Below are 16,165 nucleotides of genomic sequence, written 5' to 3'. Positions count from 1 at the left end.
GCCCCGCCTTTCTGCGCGGCGCGAAACTGGGGCGCGTCGGTCAGCTAGCTCGACGGCGGGGATGTGGACGGGTCCGACGGCGGCAGGTCGGACGGCGTCGCCTCCTCCGTCGGCGTCGGTGACGGTTCCGAGGGCGTCGGGGTCGGGGTCGGATCCGTCGGCGTCGGTGACGGTTCCGTAGGCGTCGGGGTCGGCGTCGGGTCCGACGGCGTCGGCGGCCTCGTCGCGCCGTAGCCGTCGATCTCCACCACCGCGCCCGACGGGTCCACGCCCACCCGCGCGGACCACGGACCCGCCGGCTCCCGGTCGTGGTCCACCGTGACGTAGATCGTGACCGACTCGCCCGGGTTGAGCGTGCCCGAGGAGTGGCTCACGTACAGCCAGGGAGCGTCCGTCCACGCCGACCACGTCACCGGGGAGCCGCCCGACGCCGTGATCGTGATCCGCGTCGTGTCGCCGGCGGGCTCCGCCTCGACCGTGAGGCGGCCCGGGCCCGGAACGCCGAGGCGGGACGGCGCGATGGGGGTGCCCGCGCTGATGACCTCGACCGAGACGTCCGGCGAGCGTGAGCCCGCAGTGAACCTCGGGTCCGGTTCCGCCTGCGCGTTGCCCGCGTTCTCGTAGTAGTCGTACGGCTCGCCGTCGATGCCGCTCGGCCCATCCACCTCGCTCGCGGAGACCGAGGACCCGTCGCGCCCCTCCCCCGTCAGCGGCGCGCCCCGGTACGCCGCCCACAGCGCGAACACCGGCGCCGCGACGACGGTCGCCACGACCGTGGTCGTCACGGCGCGCGCCCGCAGCCGGTCCCGCCGGGCCGCGTGGTCCTTCGGGTCGAGTGGAAAGCCACCTGGGCCGAAGCGCGGCGCGGCGGCCCGGGCGCGGGGTACGCGCAGCATCGCGCCGTACGCGGCGGCCCTCGGTGCCTCGACCAGCGGCAGCGCGGCCGGCGTGACGGCCGACCCCGGCCACGGCCCGCCCGTCCCCGCGCGCTCGGCGGTGCGGCGGCAGCGTGGGCAGTCGTCGACGTGCCGGACGAGCTCCTGGCGCAGGGTGGCGGAGAGCAGCACCTGGTGGTCGCCGGTGAGCCGGGCGACGGACGGGCAGTTGCCGGTCTCGACAACAGCGAGGGCAGCCCCGGTGCGCTCGACCTCGCTGGCCGCTGCGGCCAGCAGCTCGCGCGCGGCCCTCGCGTCCAGGCCGAGGACGGCGCCGACCTCGCGCGAGCCGAGTCCGTGCCGGACGGCGAGCTCCAGGGCCTCGCGCTGTTCGGGCGTCGTCCCGGCCGCCTCCGGCCAGGCCAGCAGCGCCAGTTCACGGTGGTGGCGCTCGGCGGCCTCCTCCGAGACCGGGGGCTCGGCCTCTCCGGAGACGGCGAGCCGCGTGGGGCGTCCGGTGTGCGTTCCCTGCCGCTTGCGCCGCTGCTCGGTCAGCCGGCGCAGACAGGCCCACCGCGCGAGCGCGTACAGCCATGCCTTCCGCTCGGCCTCGCCCGTCGGGCAACGCCCGTACTGCCGCTCGGCGATGGCGAGTACGTCGCCGAGGAGCCCGGTCGCCGCCTGATGGTCGCAGAGCACGGAGAGGCAGTACGTGAACAGGCCGTCGAGGTACGGCTCATAGCGCGCGAGCGGCTGTTGCGTGGACGGACGGGACGCGCGCCGGTTCGCCCGGTGTGCCCCGGTGGTGTGCGTGGGAGGTTCCAGCCTGCTGCTCGTCACGCCCGTGACCGTAGGCGCTGGAGCACACCCCCTTCGTACCCCTTGAACACTTTTAATCCTTACGGGTGAACAGACCGCTAGAAGGGGGACAGGAATCGTTAATTCCACCCCTAGCGGGCCACCGGCGTACGCCGGGCGAAGGCGACCGCCGGCGGCAAGCACGTCGGCGTGCACAGTGCGACCGCCTCGCAGCAGGCGCTCAAAGCGGGTCTGCTGGACGCGATCCACACCATGCTCGTCCCGGTCCTGCCCTGCGCGGGGAGGCTGTTGTTCGACCACGTCGGCGGCCCATCGAGCTGCGGCGGACCTGGTCTGCGGAGCCGTCGGACATCATCCCCTTGCGCTTCGAGGTCGTGAAGTAGCCCGCAGGGGGCGGTGACGACGGCGTTGTCAGTGGGCCCCGCTACGGTTTGCGCATGGCTGCCCGTACGAAATCCGCGAAGGACCGGCCGTCCTACCGCTGCACCGACTGCGGCTGGACGACCGCCAAGTGGCTCGGCCGCTGCCCCGAGTGCCAGGCCTGGGGGACGGTCGAGGAGTACGGCGCGCCAGCTGTCCGTACGACCGCCGCCGGCCGCGTCTCCACCGCGGCCCTCCCCATCGGCCAGGTCGACGGCCGGCAGGCGACCGCCCGCCCCACCGGCGTGGACGAGCTGGACCGTGTTCTCGGCGGCGGCCTGGTGCCGGGCGCCGTCGTGCTGCTCGCGGGCGAGCCGGGCGTGGGCAAGTCCACGCTGCTGCTCGACGTCGCGGCGAAGGCCGCCGGGGAGGACCACCGCACGCTGTATGTCACGGGTGAGGAGTCCGCAAGCCAGGTGCGCCTGCGCGCCGACCGGATCAACGCGCTGCACGACCACCTCTATCTCGCCGCCGAGACAGATCTCTCCGCGGTCCTCGGCCACTTGGACGCGGTCAAGCCGTCGCTGCTGGTCCTCGACTCCGTACAGACCGTCGCATCCCCCGAGATCGACGGCGCGCCCGGCGGCATGGCCCAAGTCCGCGAGGTGGCCGGCGCACTGATCCGCGCTTCCAAGGAACGCGGCATGTCCACGCTCCTGGTCGGCCATGTAACCAAGGACGGCGCGATCGCCGGACCGCGGCTGCTTGAACACCTCGTGGACGTCGTGCTGTCCTTCGAGGGCGACCGGCACGCGCGTCTGCGTCTCGTACGAGGTATCAAGAACCGCTACGGCGCGACGGACGAGGTCGGCTGCTTCGAGCTGCACGACGAGGGCATCACCGGCCTCGCCGACCCCTCAGGCCTCTTCCTCACCCGCCGGGACGCCCCCGTCCCCGGCACCTGTCTGACGGTCACCCTCGAAGGCCGTCGCCCGCTCGTCGCCGAGGTGCAGGCCCTGACCGTCGACTCGCAGATCCCCTCGCCCCGGCGCACCACATCGGGTCTGGAGACCTCCCGGGTCTCGATGATGCTGGCCGTCCTCGAGCAGCGCGGCCGGATCACCGCACTGGGCAAACGCGACATTTACAGCGCGACCGTCGGCGGTGTGAAGCTCTCCGAGCCCGCGGCCGACCTGGCGATCGCGCTGGCCCTGGCATCGGCCGCCAGCGACACCCCACTGCCCAAGAACCTGGTCGCGATCGGCGAAGTCGGTCTCGCGGGCGAGGTCAGACGGGTCACCGGCGTCCAGCGCCGGCTGGCCGAGGCACACCGGCTCGGCTTCACGCACGCCCTCGTCCCGTCCGAACCCGGCAAGGTCCCGGCCGGGATGAAGGTCACAGAAGTGGCCGACATGACAGACGCGCTGAAAGTGCTCCCGCGGGGGCGTCAGGGGGGCTCGGTGACCGCCCCGCGCAAAGAGCGGACGGACTCCCCACAGGACGACGACACGCGCCGGTAGACTTTGCCCTGGTCTCGCCCATCCGTACGAGCCGGAGGAGTGCAGTGGCAGCCAACGACCGGGCAGCAGCACCCGGAAAGTCCGGCCAAGGCTCCGGCAACGAAGCGCTGATCCGCGCCGCCCTGAGCGCGGTCGCGCCCGGTCAGGCCTTGCGCGACGGCCTGGAGCGGATCCTCCGCGGCAACACCGGAGGCCTGATCGTCCTCGGCATGGACAAGACCGTCGAGTCGATGTGCACCGGCGGTTTCGTGCTGGACGTGGAGTTCACCGCGACCCGGCTGCGTGAGCTGTGCAAGCTCGACGGCGCACTCATCCTCGACAAGGACATCACCAAGATCCACCGGGCCGGTGTGCAGCTGGTCCCGGACGCATCCATCCCCACCGAGGAGACGGGCACCCGACACCGCACGGCGGACCGGGTCTCCCGGCAGTGCGGCTTCCCGGTCGTCTCAGTGTCGCAGTCGATGCGGCTGATCGCGCTGTACGTGGACGGTGAGCGCCGGGTCCTCGAGGAGTCGGCCGCGATCCTGTCCCGCGCCAACCAGGCGCTCGCAACGCTGGAGCGGTACAAGCTCCGCCTCGACGAGGTCGCCGGCACGCTCTCCGCGCTGGAGATCGAGGACCTGGTGACGGTCCGGGACGTCACGGCGGTGGCGCAGCGCCTGGAGATGGTGCGCCGGATCGCCACGGAGATCGCCGAGTACGTGGTGGAGTTGGGCACCGACGGCCGTCTGCTCGCCCTGCAGCTGGACGAGTTGATCGCGGGCGTGGAGCCGGAGCGCGAGCTGGTCGTACGTGACTATGTGCCGGAGCCGACGGCGAAGCGGTCCCGGACGGTCGGCGAGGCGCTCGCCGAGCTGAACGACCTCACCCACACCGAGCTACTCGAACTGCCCGTAGTGGCAAGGGCGTTGGGCTACAGCGGTTCACCCGAGACGCTCGACTCCGTGGTGTCGCCGCGCGGTTACCGGCTGCTGGCGAAGGTGCCGCGGCTGCCGGGCGCGATCATCGAGCGGCTTGTCGAGCACTTCGGCGGCCTGCAGAAGCTGCTCGCGGCGAGCGTCGACGATCTGCAGACGGTCGACGGCGTGGGCGAGGCGCGGGCCCGCAGTGTGCGCGAGGGCCTCTCGCGGCTCGCGGAGTCGTCCATCCTCGAGCGGTACGTGTAACTGGGGTTCCGTCCTCAATCCCCGGACGGGCTGAACTTTCAGGCCTGTCCGGCGTTCGATGAGACAAGCGGGTGGCAGGACGCCGCCGCAGCCACGGGACGGGCTGTGATCAAGCCCGTCCTGGGGCACCTCCCAGCAGTAGCTGGGGGATATTGAGAACAACCCGGCCCCGGCCGGCTACTCCTTCTCCAGGCGGAACGACGCCGGCAGCACCGTCACCCCCGGGAACGTCGCTTCCACCAGATACGTACCGGCGGCAACCGCCCCCGCGGGCGGCGTCGCACACTGCGGCGCGCTCCGCCTGCGGTCCCACTCCACCGTGTGCGTGATCGTCGCGCCCGCCGGGACCCGCAGCAGCAGACCGCCGGCCGTGCGCGGGCAGTCCTTCGAGGACCACACCTCGTTGTCCCCATCGTCGGTGACCGTCAGCACCGCCGCCTTGGGACCGAAGTCCGCCTTGCAGGTCGTCGCCGACGAGTTGGACACGACGAGCTGGAACGCGGGCTTCTCCCCCGGCTGGTACGAGACCTTGACCGTGCGCAGGGTCATCTTCAGTGCGCCCGGGGAGCAGTCAGGGAGGGTCGAACCGGCCGGGACCTGCTGGCCGCCCGCGCCGCCACTGGCCGCTCCACCCGTTCCATTGTCGCCGTTCTTGCCTCCGTCACCGCCCGTGCCACCGTCACCGCCCGCGGCCGTACCGCCGCTGTCGGCGCTGCCGTCGCTCGCGCCGGAGTTGCCCGACTCGTCGCGTCCGCCCGGCTGTTCGCTGATGGCTGGTCCGGACTGGGAGGGCCCGGGGGTGATGGAGGGCGCGGGACCGGAGCCGTTGGCGCTGCCGTCGTCCCTGCTTCCGTTGCCGTTGCCGCCACCTGAACTGACGGCCCATACGATCAGCAGCGCGAGCAGCGCGATCAAAGACGCCGCGACTGCCCTCCGTCGCCAGTAGATGGAGGAGGGGAGCGGCCCGATCGGATTGCGCAGAGATCCCACGGCCCAAACTCTACGAGAGATCGCGGCCAACTCCCGTCCCATCCGCCGCCCGACTTCGCGAGTTCTGGCGATCATCATCACGGCCGGCGCCGCACGCACCCCCAACTTTCGTCAAGGCCACCCCTTACCGATCGCTACGGGTGACCGCCCGGGCCTGCCGCGTACGGTCCGTGACCATCGGCCACCACATCACCCGAACTCCGGACCGAGGCAGGGCTCCTGCTCTCCGGGGCGCTGTTCCTCGTCACGTGGTGGCGGGCCCGCAGCGGGAATTCGGGTGCGACAGCCATCGCCGATCGCGACCGCCGCCGGCTATGTGGTGAGCGAAGTCCGCATGTTCACTTTCAGCACGATATGACGGCGGGGCTGCTGCTCGGCGCCGCGGTCGCGGTCGTCTCCGTCGAGGCGCTGACCCGGCCGGCGGTGGCGATCGTCGCCACGATCTGCATGAGCCGTACGGGCGTGGTGGTCTGGTTCACCGGGCCGGGATTGAGGCTTCGGCGGCGCCCGGAGCGTATGCAGCGTCCGCTCCCCTTGTCGTGCCAGGATCAGAGGGCCATGACTGACACCACCACAGACCCTGCCCCGGCCGACGCGGCGTCCCTCCACACGCCGGTCATCGCCTGGTTCGACGAGCACGCCCGCGATCTGCCCTGGCGCCGCCCCGAGGCCGGCGCCTGGGGTGTGATGGTCAGCGAGTTCATGCTGCAGCAGACACCCGTCAACCGAGTGCTCCCGGTGTACCAGCAGTGGCTGGCGCGCTGGCCGCGCCCGGCCGATCTGGCGGCCGACGCGCCCGGCGAGGCGGTCCGCGCCTGGGGCCGGCTCGGCTATCCGCGGCGTGCGCTGCGCCTGCACGAGGCCGCGCAGGCAATAACGGAGCGGCACGGCGGTGATGTGCCGAGCGACCACGCGCAGTTGCTCTCGCTGCCCGGTATCGGCGAGTACACGGCGGCCGCGGTGGCCTCCTTCGCGTACGGACAGCGCCATGCCGTCCTCGACACCAACGTCCGCCGGGTCCTGGCCCGCGCCGCGACGGGCATCCAGTACCCGCCGCCCGCGACGACCGCCGTCGAGCGGAAGCTGGCCCGCGCGCTGCTGCCCGACGACGAGGCGACCGCGGCCCGCTGGGCTGCGGCCTCCATGGAGCTGGGCGCGCTGGTGTGCACGGCGAAGAACGAGGACTGCGCGCGCTGCCCGATCGCCGCGCGGTGCGCGTGGCGGCTGGCCGGGAAGCCCGCGTACGAAGGTCCGGCGCGCCGCGGCCAGACGTACGCGGGAACGGACCGGCAGGTGCGCGGCAGACTCCTCGCCGTGCTGCGCGAGACGGTGGCGCCGGTGCCGCAGTCGGCGCTGGACGCGGTCTGGCACGAGCCGGTCCAGCGGGCCCGGGCGCTGGACGGACTGGTCGCCGACGGGCTTGTGGAACCCCTGGAGAACGGCCTCTACCGACTTCCTCACAGCTGAGCCCGCAGCCGATTCCCACTCGAACCGCACCTGAAACATCTGCTGTTACACAACCGATGGATGGCCGTGCGCCCTCCGAGGGCTGCTCCGCACAGCCTCGTGACAACACCTTCGTAGCTTCTTGTGAAGCAAGGGAACGGCAGTGGTTGTCGCGGGGCTCACGGGGACGGAGGCGGTTGGAATGGCGCACGGCGAGGTGCTCGAATTCGAAGAGTACGTACGCAACCGGCAGGAGGCTCTGCTGCGCAGCGCCCGGCGTCTCGTCCCTGACCCGACCGACGCGCAGGACCTGCTGCAGACCGCCCTGGTCCGCACCTACGGACGCTGGGACGGCATCGCGGACAAGTCGCTGGCCGACGCGTACCTCCGCCGTGTGATGATCAATACGCGTACGGAGTGGTGGCGGGCCCGCAAGCTGGAAGAGGTTCCCACCGAGCAGTTGCCCGACGCGAGTGTCGACGACGGCAGTGAGCAGCGCGCTGACCGCGCCCTGCTGATGGACATCCTGAAGGTGCTCGCCCCCAAGCAGCGCAGCGTCGTGGTGCTGCGACACTGGGAGCAGATGAGCACGGAGGAGACCGCTGCCGCGCTCGGCATGTCGGCCGGTACGGTGAAGAGCACGCTGCACCGGGCGCTGGCCCGGCTCCGTCAGGAGCTGGAGAGCCGGGACCTGGACGCCCGCGCCCTGGAGCGCGGCGAGGTACGGCGTAACAGTGAGTGCGACGGACGGGGGCGGGAGCGGTGCGCGGCCTGACTGGCAGGGGCGGCAACGGGAGCCTGGCGAGCGGCGCGGCGATGGCCGGGCTCGCCGTCGTAGGCGTGTTCGGCGTCGCCTGCTCCACGGGCGGCACCGGAGTCAAGGACGAAGGCGCCGCGCATGCCGACGCGGTCGCCAAGACCACCCCCTCGCCCAACGCGTCCCCCACCGGCGGCGCGCAGAAGACCGAGGCCGTCAACGCGGTGAAGCTGATCATGAACGATCCGAAGGTCAGCGAGCGGGTCAAAGCCGACCTCAGGCCGTGCGCCCGGGACTCCTACCCGGTGGACACGTCGTTCGGGAACCTCACCGGCGGGGCCACGCCCGATGTCGTCGTCAATGTGCTGACGTGCGGCGACGCAGTGGGCATGGGCACCTATGTGTACCGCGAGACCGGCGACAAGTACGAGAACGTGTTCGCCGCCGAGGAGCCCGCGGTGTACTCCGCGATCGACCGGGGCGACCTGGTGGTGACCAAGCAGGTGTATGCCAAGGGTGATCCGGTCGCCGAGCCGTCCGGCGAGGAAGTGATCACGTACCACTGGTCGGGCGGGACGTTCGTCCGGCAGCACTGGGTACGCAACGAATTCAGCAGAACGGTCGGAGAGGGCGAGGTTGTCGCCACTGAACCGCCCGTACCGAACTAGAACTGAGAGCAGCGGGGATGGCCGAGACCCATGTCCTGTTCGTCGAGGACGACGACGTCATCCGTGAGGCGACCCAGCTCGCCCTGGAGCGGAACGGCTTCGTGGTCACCGCGATGCCCGACGGGCTGCAGGGCCTGGATGCGTTCCGGGCGAACCGCCCGGACATCGCGCTGCTCGATGTGATGGTGCCGGGTCTGGACGGCGTAAGCCTGTGCCGCCGTATCCGGGACGAGTCGACCGTGCCCGTGATCATGCTGTCGGCGCGCGCCGACTCGATCGACGTGGTGCTCGGCCTGGAGGCCGGCGCCGATGACTACGTCACCAAGCCGTTCGACGGCGCGGTGCTGGTCGCCCGCATCCGCGCGGTGCTGCGCCGCTTCGGCCACGCGGCCGGCGCGGCGGGCGGCGGTGCGGCCCCGGCGGGTCAGGATCCGCAGGCGGCGCTGCTGGCCTTCGGCGATCTGGAGATCGACACGGAGGGCATGGAGGTGCGCAAGGGGGGTGCTCCGGTGGCACTGACGCCGACCGAGATGCGGCTGCTGCTGGAGTTCTCGTCCACGCCCGGGACCGTGCTCTCCCGAGACAAGCTGCTTGAGCGGGTCTGGGACTATGGCTGGGGCGGCGACACCCGGGTCGTGGACGTCCATGTCCAGCGGCTGCGCACCAAGATCGGACAGGACCGGATCGAAACGGTCCGCGGCTTCGGTTACAAGCTCAAGGCATGAACCGGCTCGTACTGCGCACGGGAGTCCGCTGGAAGATCAGCATCGCGATCGCGGGCGTCGGCGCGCTGATCACCATGGCGCTGAGCCTTGTCGTGCACAACGCCGCCCGCGTCTCGATGCTGGACAACACCCGCGATGTGCAGATGGACCGGGTGCTGCTCGCGCAGCGCTGGTACGAGACGTCCAAGAACAAGGACCCGCGCTTCAACACAAAGATCAATGACCCCGCGCTGCCCAGGGCGCTCCAGAAGCTGATGCGCGAGAAGCGGCGCGGCACCTATGTGGACGAGGGCAACGGCGGCACGCCCGACATCTGGGCCGCCGTACCGCTGTCCAACGGCGACGTGCTCTCCCTGCACACCCGGTTCGAGGGCCGCAGCGCCACCGTCATGAAGGACCTCGACCGGGCGCTGATCATCGGCTCGGTCTCGGTGGTCTTCGGCGGCTGTGCGCTCGGCGTGCTGATCGGCGGGCAGCTCTCCCGCCGGCTGCGGAAGGCCGCCGCAGCCGCCGGCAACGTCGCGCAGGGCAATACGGAGGTACGGGTCAGGGACGCTATCGGCGGTGTCGTACGCGACGAGACCGACGACCTCGCCCGCGCCGTGGACGCGCTGACCGACGCCCTGAACGAGCGTATCGAGGCGGAGCGCCGCGTCACCGCCGACATCGCGCACGAGCTGCGCACCCCCGTGACCGGGCTGCTCACTGCGGCCGAGCTGCTGCCGCCCGGCCGCCCGACCGAGCTCGTACGGGACCGGGCGCAGGCCATGCGGACGCTGGTCGAGGACGTCCTGGAGGTGGCCAGGCTCGACAGTGCGTCGGAGCGGGCCGAGCTCCAGGAGATCTCGCTCGGTGACTTCGTCAGCCGCCGGATCACGGTGCTGAACCCCGATGTGGTTGTCCGCATCGTCCACGAGTCGTGGGTCAGCACCGATCCGCGGCGGCTGGAGCGCATCCTGCTCAATCTGCTGACCAACGCCGCCAGGTACGGCAAGCCGCCGGTCGAGGTCACGGTCGAGGGCCGCGTGGTTCGGGTCCGCGACCACGGTCCGGGCTTCCCCGATGCGCTGCTGCGGGAGGGCCCGAGCCGCTTCCGCACGGGCTCCAGCGACCGCGCGGGGACGGGCCACGGCCTGGGCCTGACGATCGCTGCGGGCCAGGCGAGGGTCCTCGGCGCGCGGCTGACGTTCCGCAATGCCGCGCCGGAGGGGACCGCGACGCCGATGGGCGAGTCGGGCGGCGCGATCGCGGTGCTGTGGCTCCCCGAGCACGCGCCGACGAACACCGGCAGTTTCCCGATGATGACGCTGCCCGACTAGCGGAACCGGCCCTGCTCCCGGACCAGCAGGACCAGTCCTTGTCCAGATCGAGCCCGCCCTCGCGCCGCTGGGTGCAGGAGTACCAGTCGCCCGAGTCGTCGCGCAGGATCGTCTCCGTGCCGTACGGACGGTCCTGCGGCGGCTGCACGAACCCACGTCACACCCGATGCTGACACGCACCACTGACAACGGCCCCCTGCGGGCACGCCGGGGGCCGTCCGCCAGGGGGTTTGTCGAGGTCAGACCTGTTCGGCCACCTTGTCCACGGTCGGGGCGGCCGCGTCAGGCGCCGGTGCAGCGGCCGGCGCCGCCCCGCGCAGCGGAACCTCCTTGACGAAGAAGGCCGCCACGAAGCCGATCACCGCGACCGCCGCACCCACGAGGAAGGCCACGTGCGTCCCGGACGCCACAGCGAACTCGTACGCCTGACGGACCGGGTCAGGCAGCTTCGCCAGGCTCGCGGCGTCCAGCTGCGCGGACTGCTGGGTGGCCGTGGACCCGCCGCGCGCCGCCATCTCGTCCTGCACCCGGCCGGTGAACAGCGCGCCCATGATCGCGACGCCGAAAGAGGCACCGAGTGTACGGAAGAGAGTGGCCGCGGAGGACGCGACGCCCATGTCCTTCTGCTCGACGCTGTTCTGCGCGACCAGCATGGTGATCTGCATCAGGAAGCCCATGCCTGCGCCGAGCACCGCCATGTAGATCCCGGAGGTCAGCCGCGAGGTCTCGGTGTCCATCTGCGCGAGCAGGAACAGCCCTGTCACCATCAGCCCGCCGCCGATGACCGGGAAGAGCCGGTACTTGCCGGTGTTGGTGGTGATCCGGCCCACGACCATCGAGACGACCAGCATCGACATCAGCATCGGCAGCAGAAGCAGACCGGAGTTGGTCGCCGAAGCGCCCTGGACGGACTGCTGGAACAGCGGCAGGAACAGCACCGCGCCGAACATCATGAACCCGGCCATGAAGCCGATCACCGACATCAGCGTGAAGTTGCGGCTGCGGAAGATGTGCAGCGGCATGATCGGCTCGGCCGCCCTCGTCTCGGCGTACAGGAAGCCGGTGAGCGCGGCGACGCCGATCGCGATGAGCTCCATGATCACGGCGGAGTCCCAGGCGTACTCCGTACCGCCCCAGGTCGTGACCAGCACGATCGTGGTGATGCCCACGGTCAGCAGCCCGGCGCCCAGATAGTCGATGCGCGCGTAGGTTCGTTCCTTCTTCGGCAGGTGGAGCACCGCGGTGACCATGGCGAGCGCGACGGCGCCCAGCGGCAGGTTGATGTAGAAGCTCCAGCGCCAGCCGAGGTGGTCGGTGATGGTCCCGCCGGCCAGCGGTCCGCCGATCATGGCGACGGCCATGACGGCGGCCATCATGCCCTGGTACTTACCGCGCTCCCGCGGCGGCACGAGGTCCCCGATGATCGCCATGACGCCGACCATCAGCCCGCCCGCACCCAGGCCCTGGACGGCACGGAAGCCGATCAGCTGCCCCATGTCCTGGGCCATGCCGCTCAGGACCGAGCCGATCAGGAAGATCACGATGGAGGTGAGGAAGACGCCCTTCCGGCCGTACATGTCGCCGAGCTTGCCCCAGATCGGGGTGGAGGCGGCGGTGGCCAGGGTGTACGCGGTTACCACCCAGGACAGATGCGCGAGGCCGCCCAGCTCGCCGACGATGGTCGGCATCGCGGTGCCGACGATCATGTTGTCGAGCATGGCCAGCAGCATGGCGATCATGAGCGCGAGTATCACCACCCGCACGCTGCGGGGCTGGGGCTCAGTGCCCGGCTGCCCCTCGCCGCCCGGCTGCCCCTCCGCCCCGGGCTGTGCCCCTGGGCGCGGCTGGGGGTCAGCGCTCGGCTGTTCCTCGTCTTTCGCTATATCGACCATCGTTCCCGCTCCCTGGCACTTACTTGCCGCCCGGCTAGTTGACTACACTGGGAAGGTAGTCCCGTAACTAGCCGGGCGTCAAGTAAGTTTTCAGGAGAGCCCCCATGGCCAGAGGCAACACCCGCCAGCGCATTCAGGACGTGGCCCTGGAGCTCTTCGCCGAGCGGGGCTACGAGAAGACGTCACTGCGCGAGATCGCGGAGGCCCTCGATGTCACGAAGGCGGCGCTGTACTACCACTTCAAGACCAAGGAAGACATCGTGATCAGCCTTTTCCAGGACCTGGCCAGGCCGATGGACGAGCTGATCGAGTGGGGGCAGACCCAGCCGCACACCCTGGAGACCAAGCAGGAGATCCTGCGCCGCTACAGCGAGGCCCTCGTCGGCGCGGCCCCGCTCTTCCGCTTCATGCAGGAGAACCAGGCCGCGATGCGCGATCTGAGCATCGGCGCGACCTTCAAGGACCGCATGATGGTGATGCTCGAGCTCATCAAGGAACCGGAGGGGGCCCTGGTCGACCAGGTCCGCTGCATCAGCGCGCTCTTCACGATGCACGCCGGAATGTTCGCACTGAAGGACATCGAGGCCGACCCGGAGGACAAGCGCCAGGCCCTCCTCGATGTCGCCATCGACCTGGTGAGCCAGGCTCACCACGTCACACACTGACGGTCACCGGCAGGTACACCCGCCGCAGCGTCAGATGGTGACGCCCGCCGAGCGCAGGTAGGCCATCGGGTTGACCGCGGAACCGTAGTTCGGGGTCGTACGGATCTCGAAGTGCAGGTGCGGACCGGACGAGTTGCCGGTGTTGCCGGACCGGGCGATGACCTGGCCCGCCTTCACGCTTTTGCCGACCGTGACGTTGACCTTCGACAGGTGGGCGTACTGCGAGTACTTGCCATTGGCGTGCTTGACCACGATGGCGTTGCCGTACGCGGGACCGTCGCCGCCGCCGTTCGGGCCGGCCTTCACGACGACACCGTTGTAGGCGGCCTTGACCGGGGTGCCGACGGGAACGGCGAAGTCCTGGCCGGAGTGCTTGTGCGACCACATGTTGCCGCCCTGGTTGAAGCTCGCGGTCAGCGTGTAGCCGGTGACGGGCTTGACCCAGGACCCGGCCTTCTTCGCCGCCTTGGGCTTGGCGGCCTTGGGCTTGGCGGCCTTGGACTTCGCGGCCGCTGCCGTCTTCGCGGCGGCGGCGGCCTTGGACTGCGCCAGGGCCTGCGCGGCGACGGCGCTCGAGGCGTCCACCGCGGTGGCGGACGTGGCAGCCGCCGGCGCACTGGTCCCAGCGGCGAACGCGGCCCCGGCTCCGAGCACCATCGACGCTCCCAGGCCGGCGGCCAGGACGGCAGCGCGGGTACGGAAGGCGGACGGGCGGGGAAGGTGGGACATGGCACGCTGCGACATTGGAGTAAACCTCCGAGGCATTAAGGGACCCGGCACCTCCGCGCCGGGCTTGGCCACACCTTGGTAACCCACGCCCCCGCCATGCCCAAAACCACCCATCTACGACATCCGGTCGTAGTCGCCACGCCGGGATTTTGCCTCTTGACGCCCTCCTGTCCCCCTTTGGGGCCACCTCGCAAATCAGCCCAAATCACCCGACTCGCAGAGGTTTAACCCCACGTACAGACGGCGCACGAACCGTGCGAATGCGACATCCACCCCGGATCCCCCGCCATCGGACACCGGAGGGCCGAAGGTCCCGGCCAATCCTGGCCCCAGATCCCGCATCAGAGCCGATCCAGCCCACTACTCCGGCTAGTAGACCCCGAAATGCCTGTGGGCCTTGTCACGGATTCAACGGAGAACCGCCCCTCCGCGAGCCCCCTCCAAGACCCCTCGGAGAGCCCTCCGAGACCCTTCCGGGACCCGCCCGGGCGTCCAGGCGTTCTTCCCGCGCGCACGCCCGTCCGGGATGCTCCTGTGCCATGAGTAGACCCGTGATTCGCTCGAGCCGGCGCTCCCGAGGCTGGATCCTGCCCGTCGTCATCGGGCTCGCCTGCACGCTCACCTGGAGCGCGCCCGCCGGGGCCGGCCCCTCCGACACCGGCCTCAAGGGCGCCATCGACAAAATCCTCGCCGACGCCCGCATGGACGGCGGAGCCGCGAGCGTGGTGATCGCCGACGCCGCCACTGGGGAGCGCCTCTATCAGCGGGACGGTGCCGACCGCCTCATGCCCGCCTCCAACACCAAGCTCGCCACCTCCGCCGCCGCGATGGCGCTGCTCGGCCCCGACTACCGCTACTCCACCGACGTCCTGTCCACCGGCACCCGCCACGGCTCCATCCTCCGCGGCGACCTCTATCTGCGCGGCGGCGGCGACCCGACAACACTCGCCAAGGACTACGACCGGCTCGCCGCCGACCTGGCCGCCTCCGGCGTCACCCGTGTCACCGGCCGCCTCGTAGCGGACGACACCCGATTCGACACCCAGCGCCTCGGCCGCTCCTGGGCCGCGGACGACGAGTCCTCGTACTACTCCGCGCAGATCTCGCCGCTCACCGTCGCGCCCGACACCGACTACGACTCCGGCACGGTCGTCGTCGAGGCGCTCCCCGGCGCCGCGCCGGGCGACAAGCCGCGCGTGAAGCTCACCCCACCCACCGAGTACGTACGCATCGACATCCGCGGCACCACCGTCCCCGCCGGACAGCCCGACACCCTTGCCGTCGAGCGGCAGCACGGCACCAACACGATCACCGTCAGCGGGAACATCCCGGTCGGCGCGAGCGCCACCAAGGAGTGGGTGGCCGTCTGGGAGCCCACCGGCTACGCCGCAGCGGTCTTCTCCGACGCGCTCGCCGCCCATGGCGTACGCATCGCCGGCAGTCCCCGCCTCGGCCGTCCCACCCCGCCCGAGGCGAAGCTCCTTGCCTCGCACAGCTCCATGCCGTTGCGGGAGTTGATGTTCCCGTTCATGAAGCTGTCCAACAACATGCACGCCGAGGCGCTCACCAAGACGATCGGCTACGAGACGGCCGGCCGCGGCACCTGGGACGCGGGACTGTCGGCGATCGCCGGCTACCTGAAGCAGGAGGGCGTGCAGACCTCCACCATCCGCCAGTTCGACGGCTCGGGCCTGACCCGGATGAACCTCTTCCCGGCCCAGCAGCTCGCCACCCTGCTCCTCTCGGTACGGGACGCCCCCTGGTACTCCGACTGGTCAGCGTCCCTCCCAGTAGCCTGCAACGCGGACCGCGCCATCGGCGGCACCCTGCGCTCCCGGATGTGCGCGACCCCGGCGGCCCTCAACGCCCGCGGTAAGACCGGCTCGTTGACGGGCGCTTCGGCGCTCTCCGGGTACGTCACGGACGTCGGCGGCCGTGAGCTCGTCTACAGCGTCGTGCTCAACAACTATCTGGCCTCTTCGGTGAAGAGCGTCGAGGACGCGATCGTGGTGACACTGGCCAGGTCCGACACGGCCGGGGGCACGATCGCCGCCGTACCGCCGAAGGCCGCACGCGGCACCGAGCCTGCGGCCGGTCTCGAATGCTCCTGGCAGAAGCCGAAGTTCTGCTGAAACGCCGGTCGCCCGGACCGTACGGAAGGTACGGTCCGGGCCATGACGGACGGCGAGCTCGCCGACGCCATCCAGTCGGTTCGGGACCACTTACTCGAC

At 70.7% G+C, this 16,165-nt stretch carries 14 protein-coding genes; 9 read left to right on the top strand and 5 right to left on the bottom strand.

Annotated elements, in window-relative coordinates; translation table 11 throughout:
• Nucleotides 1–44: 44 nt before the first annotated feature.
• Nucleotides 45–1,715: a BACON domain-containing protein gene (locus ACWDO5_RS25055; protein ID WP_450532603.1), complete on the bottom strand. Its 1,671-nt coding sequence runs from the start codon at nucleotides 1,713–1,715 to the stop codon at nucleotides 45–47.
• A 416-nt stretch (nucleotides 1,716–2,131) separates the two neighbouring features.
• Between ACWDO5_RS25055 and radA the strand changes: the two genes are divergently transcribed.
• Both radA and disA read left to right on the top strand, forming a co-directional pair.
• A complete protein-coding gene (gene radA / locus ACWDO5_RS25050; RefSeq protein WP_450532602.1) occupies nucleotides 2,132–3,574 on the top strand; it encodes a DNA repair protein RadA in 1,443 nt (480 codons plus the stop codon).
• Between the two features lie 44 nt (nucleotides 3,575–3,618).
• Complete coding sequence (gene disA / locus ACWDO5_RS25045; protein WP_450532600.1) at nucleotides 3,619–4,743, top strand: DNA integrity scanning diadenylate cyclase DisA; 1,125 nt, start codon at nucleotides 3,619–3,621, stop codon at nucleotides 4,741–4,743.
• A gap of 177 nt (nucleotides 4,744–4,920) precedes the next feature.
• Here the strand turns inward: disA and ACWDO5_RS25040 are convergent, their stop codons facing one another.
• Both ACWDO5_RS25040 and ACWDO5_RS25035 read right to left on the bottom strand, forming a co-directional pair.
• Nucleotides 4,921–5,733: a hypothetical protein gene (locus ACWDO5_RS25040; RefSeq protein ID WP_450532599.1), complete on the bottom strand. Its 813-nt coding sequence runs from the start codon at nucleotides 5,731–5,733 to the stop codon at nucleotides 4,921–4,923.
• A gap of 344 nt (nucleotides 5,734–6,077) precedes the next feature.
• The gene (locus tag ACWDO5_RS25035) at nucleotides 6,078–6,212 is read right to left on the bottom strand and encodes a hypothetical protein (RefSeq protein WP_450532597.1); all 135 of its coding nucleotides are present in this window, start codon (nucleotides 6,210–6,212) and stop codon (nucleotides 6,078–6,080) included.
• Nucleotides 6,213–6,291: 79 nt separating this feature from the next.
• Here ACWDO5_RS25035 and ACWDO5_RS25030 point away from each other — a divergent pair, with 79 nt between their 5' ends.
• The 5 genes from ACWDO5_RS25030 (at nucleotide 6,292) to cseC (ending at nucleotide 10,648) form a co-directional block, all read left to right on the top strand.
• The gene (locus tag ACWDO5_RS25030; RefSeq protein ID WP_450532596.1) at nucleotides 6,292–7,200 is read left to right on the top strand and encodes an A/G-specific adenine glycosylase; all 909 of its coding nucleotides are present in this window, start codon (nucleotides 6,292–6,294) and stop codon (nucleotides 7,198–7,200) included.
• 181 nt (nucleotides 7,201–7,381) lie between these two features.
• Nucleotides 7,382–7,954, top strand: coding sequence for a SigE family RNA polymerase sigma factor (locus tag ACWDO5_RS25025; RefSeq protein WP_450532595.1), 573 nt, complete (start codon nucleotides 7,382–7,384; stop codon nucleotides 7,952–7,954).
• Nucleotides 7,942–8,604: a hypothetical protein gene (locus ACWDO5_RS25020; RefSeq protein WP_450532594.1), complete on the top strand. Its 663-nt coding sequence runs from the start codon at nucleotides 7,942–7,944 to the stop codon at nucleotides 8,602–8,604. Before ACWDO5_RS25025 ends, ACWDO5_RS25020 begins: the two co-directional genes overlap by 13 nt.
• 17 nt (nucleotides 8,605–8,621) lie before the next feature.
• On the top strand, nucleotides 8,622–9,329 hold the full coding sequence (cseB, locus tag ACWDO5_RS25015) for a two-component system response regulator CseB (RefSeq protein ID WP_450532593.1): 708 nt from the start codon (nucleotides 8,622–8,624) through the stop codon (nucleotides 9,327–9,329).
• Nucleotides 9,326–10,648 carry a two-component system sensor histidine kinase CseC gene (gene cseC / locus ACWDO5_RS25010; RefSeq protein WP_450532592.1) on the top strand — a complete coding sequence of 441 codons (1,323 nt, stop codon included), beginning with the start codon at nucleotides 9,326–9,328 and terminating at the stop codon, nucleotides 10,646–10,648. The genes cseB and cseC overlap by 4 nt, the downstream gene beginning before the upstream one ends.
• 239 nt (nucleotides 10,649–10,887) lie before the next feature.
• On the opposite strand, the gene ACWDO5_RS25005 is transcribed toward cseC, so the two are convergent.
• Nucleotides 10,888–12,540 (bottom strand): MDR family MFS transporter, encoded by a 1,653-nt coding sequence (locus ACWDO5_RS25005; protein WP_450532591.1) that lies wholly within the window; start codon nucleotides 12,538–12,540, stop codon nucleotides 10,888–10,890.
• Nucleotides 12,541–12,644: 104 nt separating this feature from the next.
• On the opposite strand from ACWDO5_RS25005, the gene ACWDO5_RS25000 reads away from it, so the two are divergent.
• The gene (locus ACWDO5_RS25000) at nucleotides 12,645–13,205 is read left to right on the top strand and encodes a TetR/AcrR family transcriptional regulator (RefSeq protein WP_450532590.1); all 561 of its coding nucleotides are present in this window, start codon (nucleotides 12,645–12,647) and stop codon (nucleotides 13,203–13,205) included.
• Nucleotides 13,206–13,235: 30 nt separating this feature from the next.
• Here the strand turns inward: ACWDO5_RS25000 and ACWDO5_RS24995 are convergent, their stop codons facing one another.
• Nucleotides 13,236–13,949 carry a M23 family metallopeptidase gene (locus tag ACWDO5_RS24995; protein ID WP_450532589.1) on the bottom strand — a complete coding sequence of 238 codons (714 nt, stop codon included), beginning with the start codon at nucleotides 13,947–13,949 and terminating at the stop codon, nucleotides 13,236–13,238.
• A gap of 524 nt (nucleotides 13,950–14,473) precedes the next feature.
• Between ACWDO5_RS24995 and dacB the strand changes: the two genes are divergently transcribed.
• Nucleotides 14,474–16,066, top strand: coding sequence for a D-alanyl-D-alanine carboxypeptidase/D-alanyl-D-alanine endopeptidase (dacB, locus tag ACWDO5_RS24990; RefSeq protein ID WP_450532588.1), 1,593 nt, complete (start codon nucleotides 14,474–14,476; stop codon nucleotides 16,064–16,066).
• Nucleotides 16,067–16,165: the final 99 nt, after the last annotated feature.

The sequence above is a fragment of the Streptomyces sp. NPDC000880 genome (genome assembly GCF_053599675.1).
This window is presented reverse-complemented; position numbering and strand designations above follow the sequence as displayed.

Bases quoted from the DNA above. Each gene is read 5' to 3' on its own strand.
- cseB (WP_450532593.1), top strand. From the start codon at position 8,622: ATGGCCGAGACCCATGTCCTGTTCGTCGAGGACGACGACGTCATCCGT.
- dacB (WP_450532588.1), top strand. From the start codon at position 14,474: ATGAGTAGACCCGTGATTCGCTCGAGCCGGCGCTCCCGAGGCTGGATC.
- ACWDO5_RS25025 (WP_450532595.1), top strand. From the start codon at position 7,382: ATGGCGCACGGCGAGGTGCTCGAATTCGAAGAGTACGTACGCAACCGG.
- ACWDO5_RS25000 (WP_450532590.1), top strand. From the start codon at position 12,645: ATGGCCAGAGGCAACACCCGCCAGCGCATTCAGGACGTGGCCCTGGAG.
- cseC (WP_450532592.1), top strand. From the start codon at position 9,326: ATGAACCGGCTCGTACTGCGCACGGGAGTCCGCTGGAAGATCAGCATC.
- ACWDO5_RS24995 (WP_450532589.1), bottom strand. From the start codon at position 13,949: ATGTCGCAGCGTGCCATGTCCCACCTTCCCCGCCCGTCCGCCTTCCGT.
- ACWDO5_RS25005 (WP_450532591.1), bottom strand. From the start codon at position 12,540: ATGGTCGATATAGCGAAAGACGAGGAACAGCCGAGCGCTGACCCCCAG.
- radA (WP_450532602.1), top strand. From the start codon at position 2,132: ATGGCTGCCCGTACGAAATCCGCGAAGGACCGGCCGTCCTACCGCTGC.
- ACWDO5_RS25030 (WP_450532596.1), top strand. From the start codon at position 6,292: ATGACTGACACCACCACAGACCCTGCCCCGGCCGACGCGGCGTCCCTC.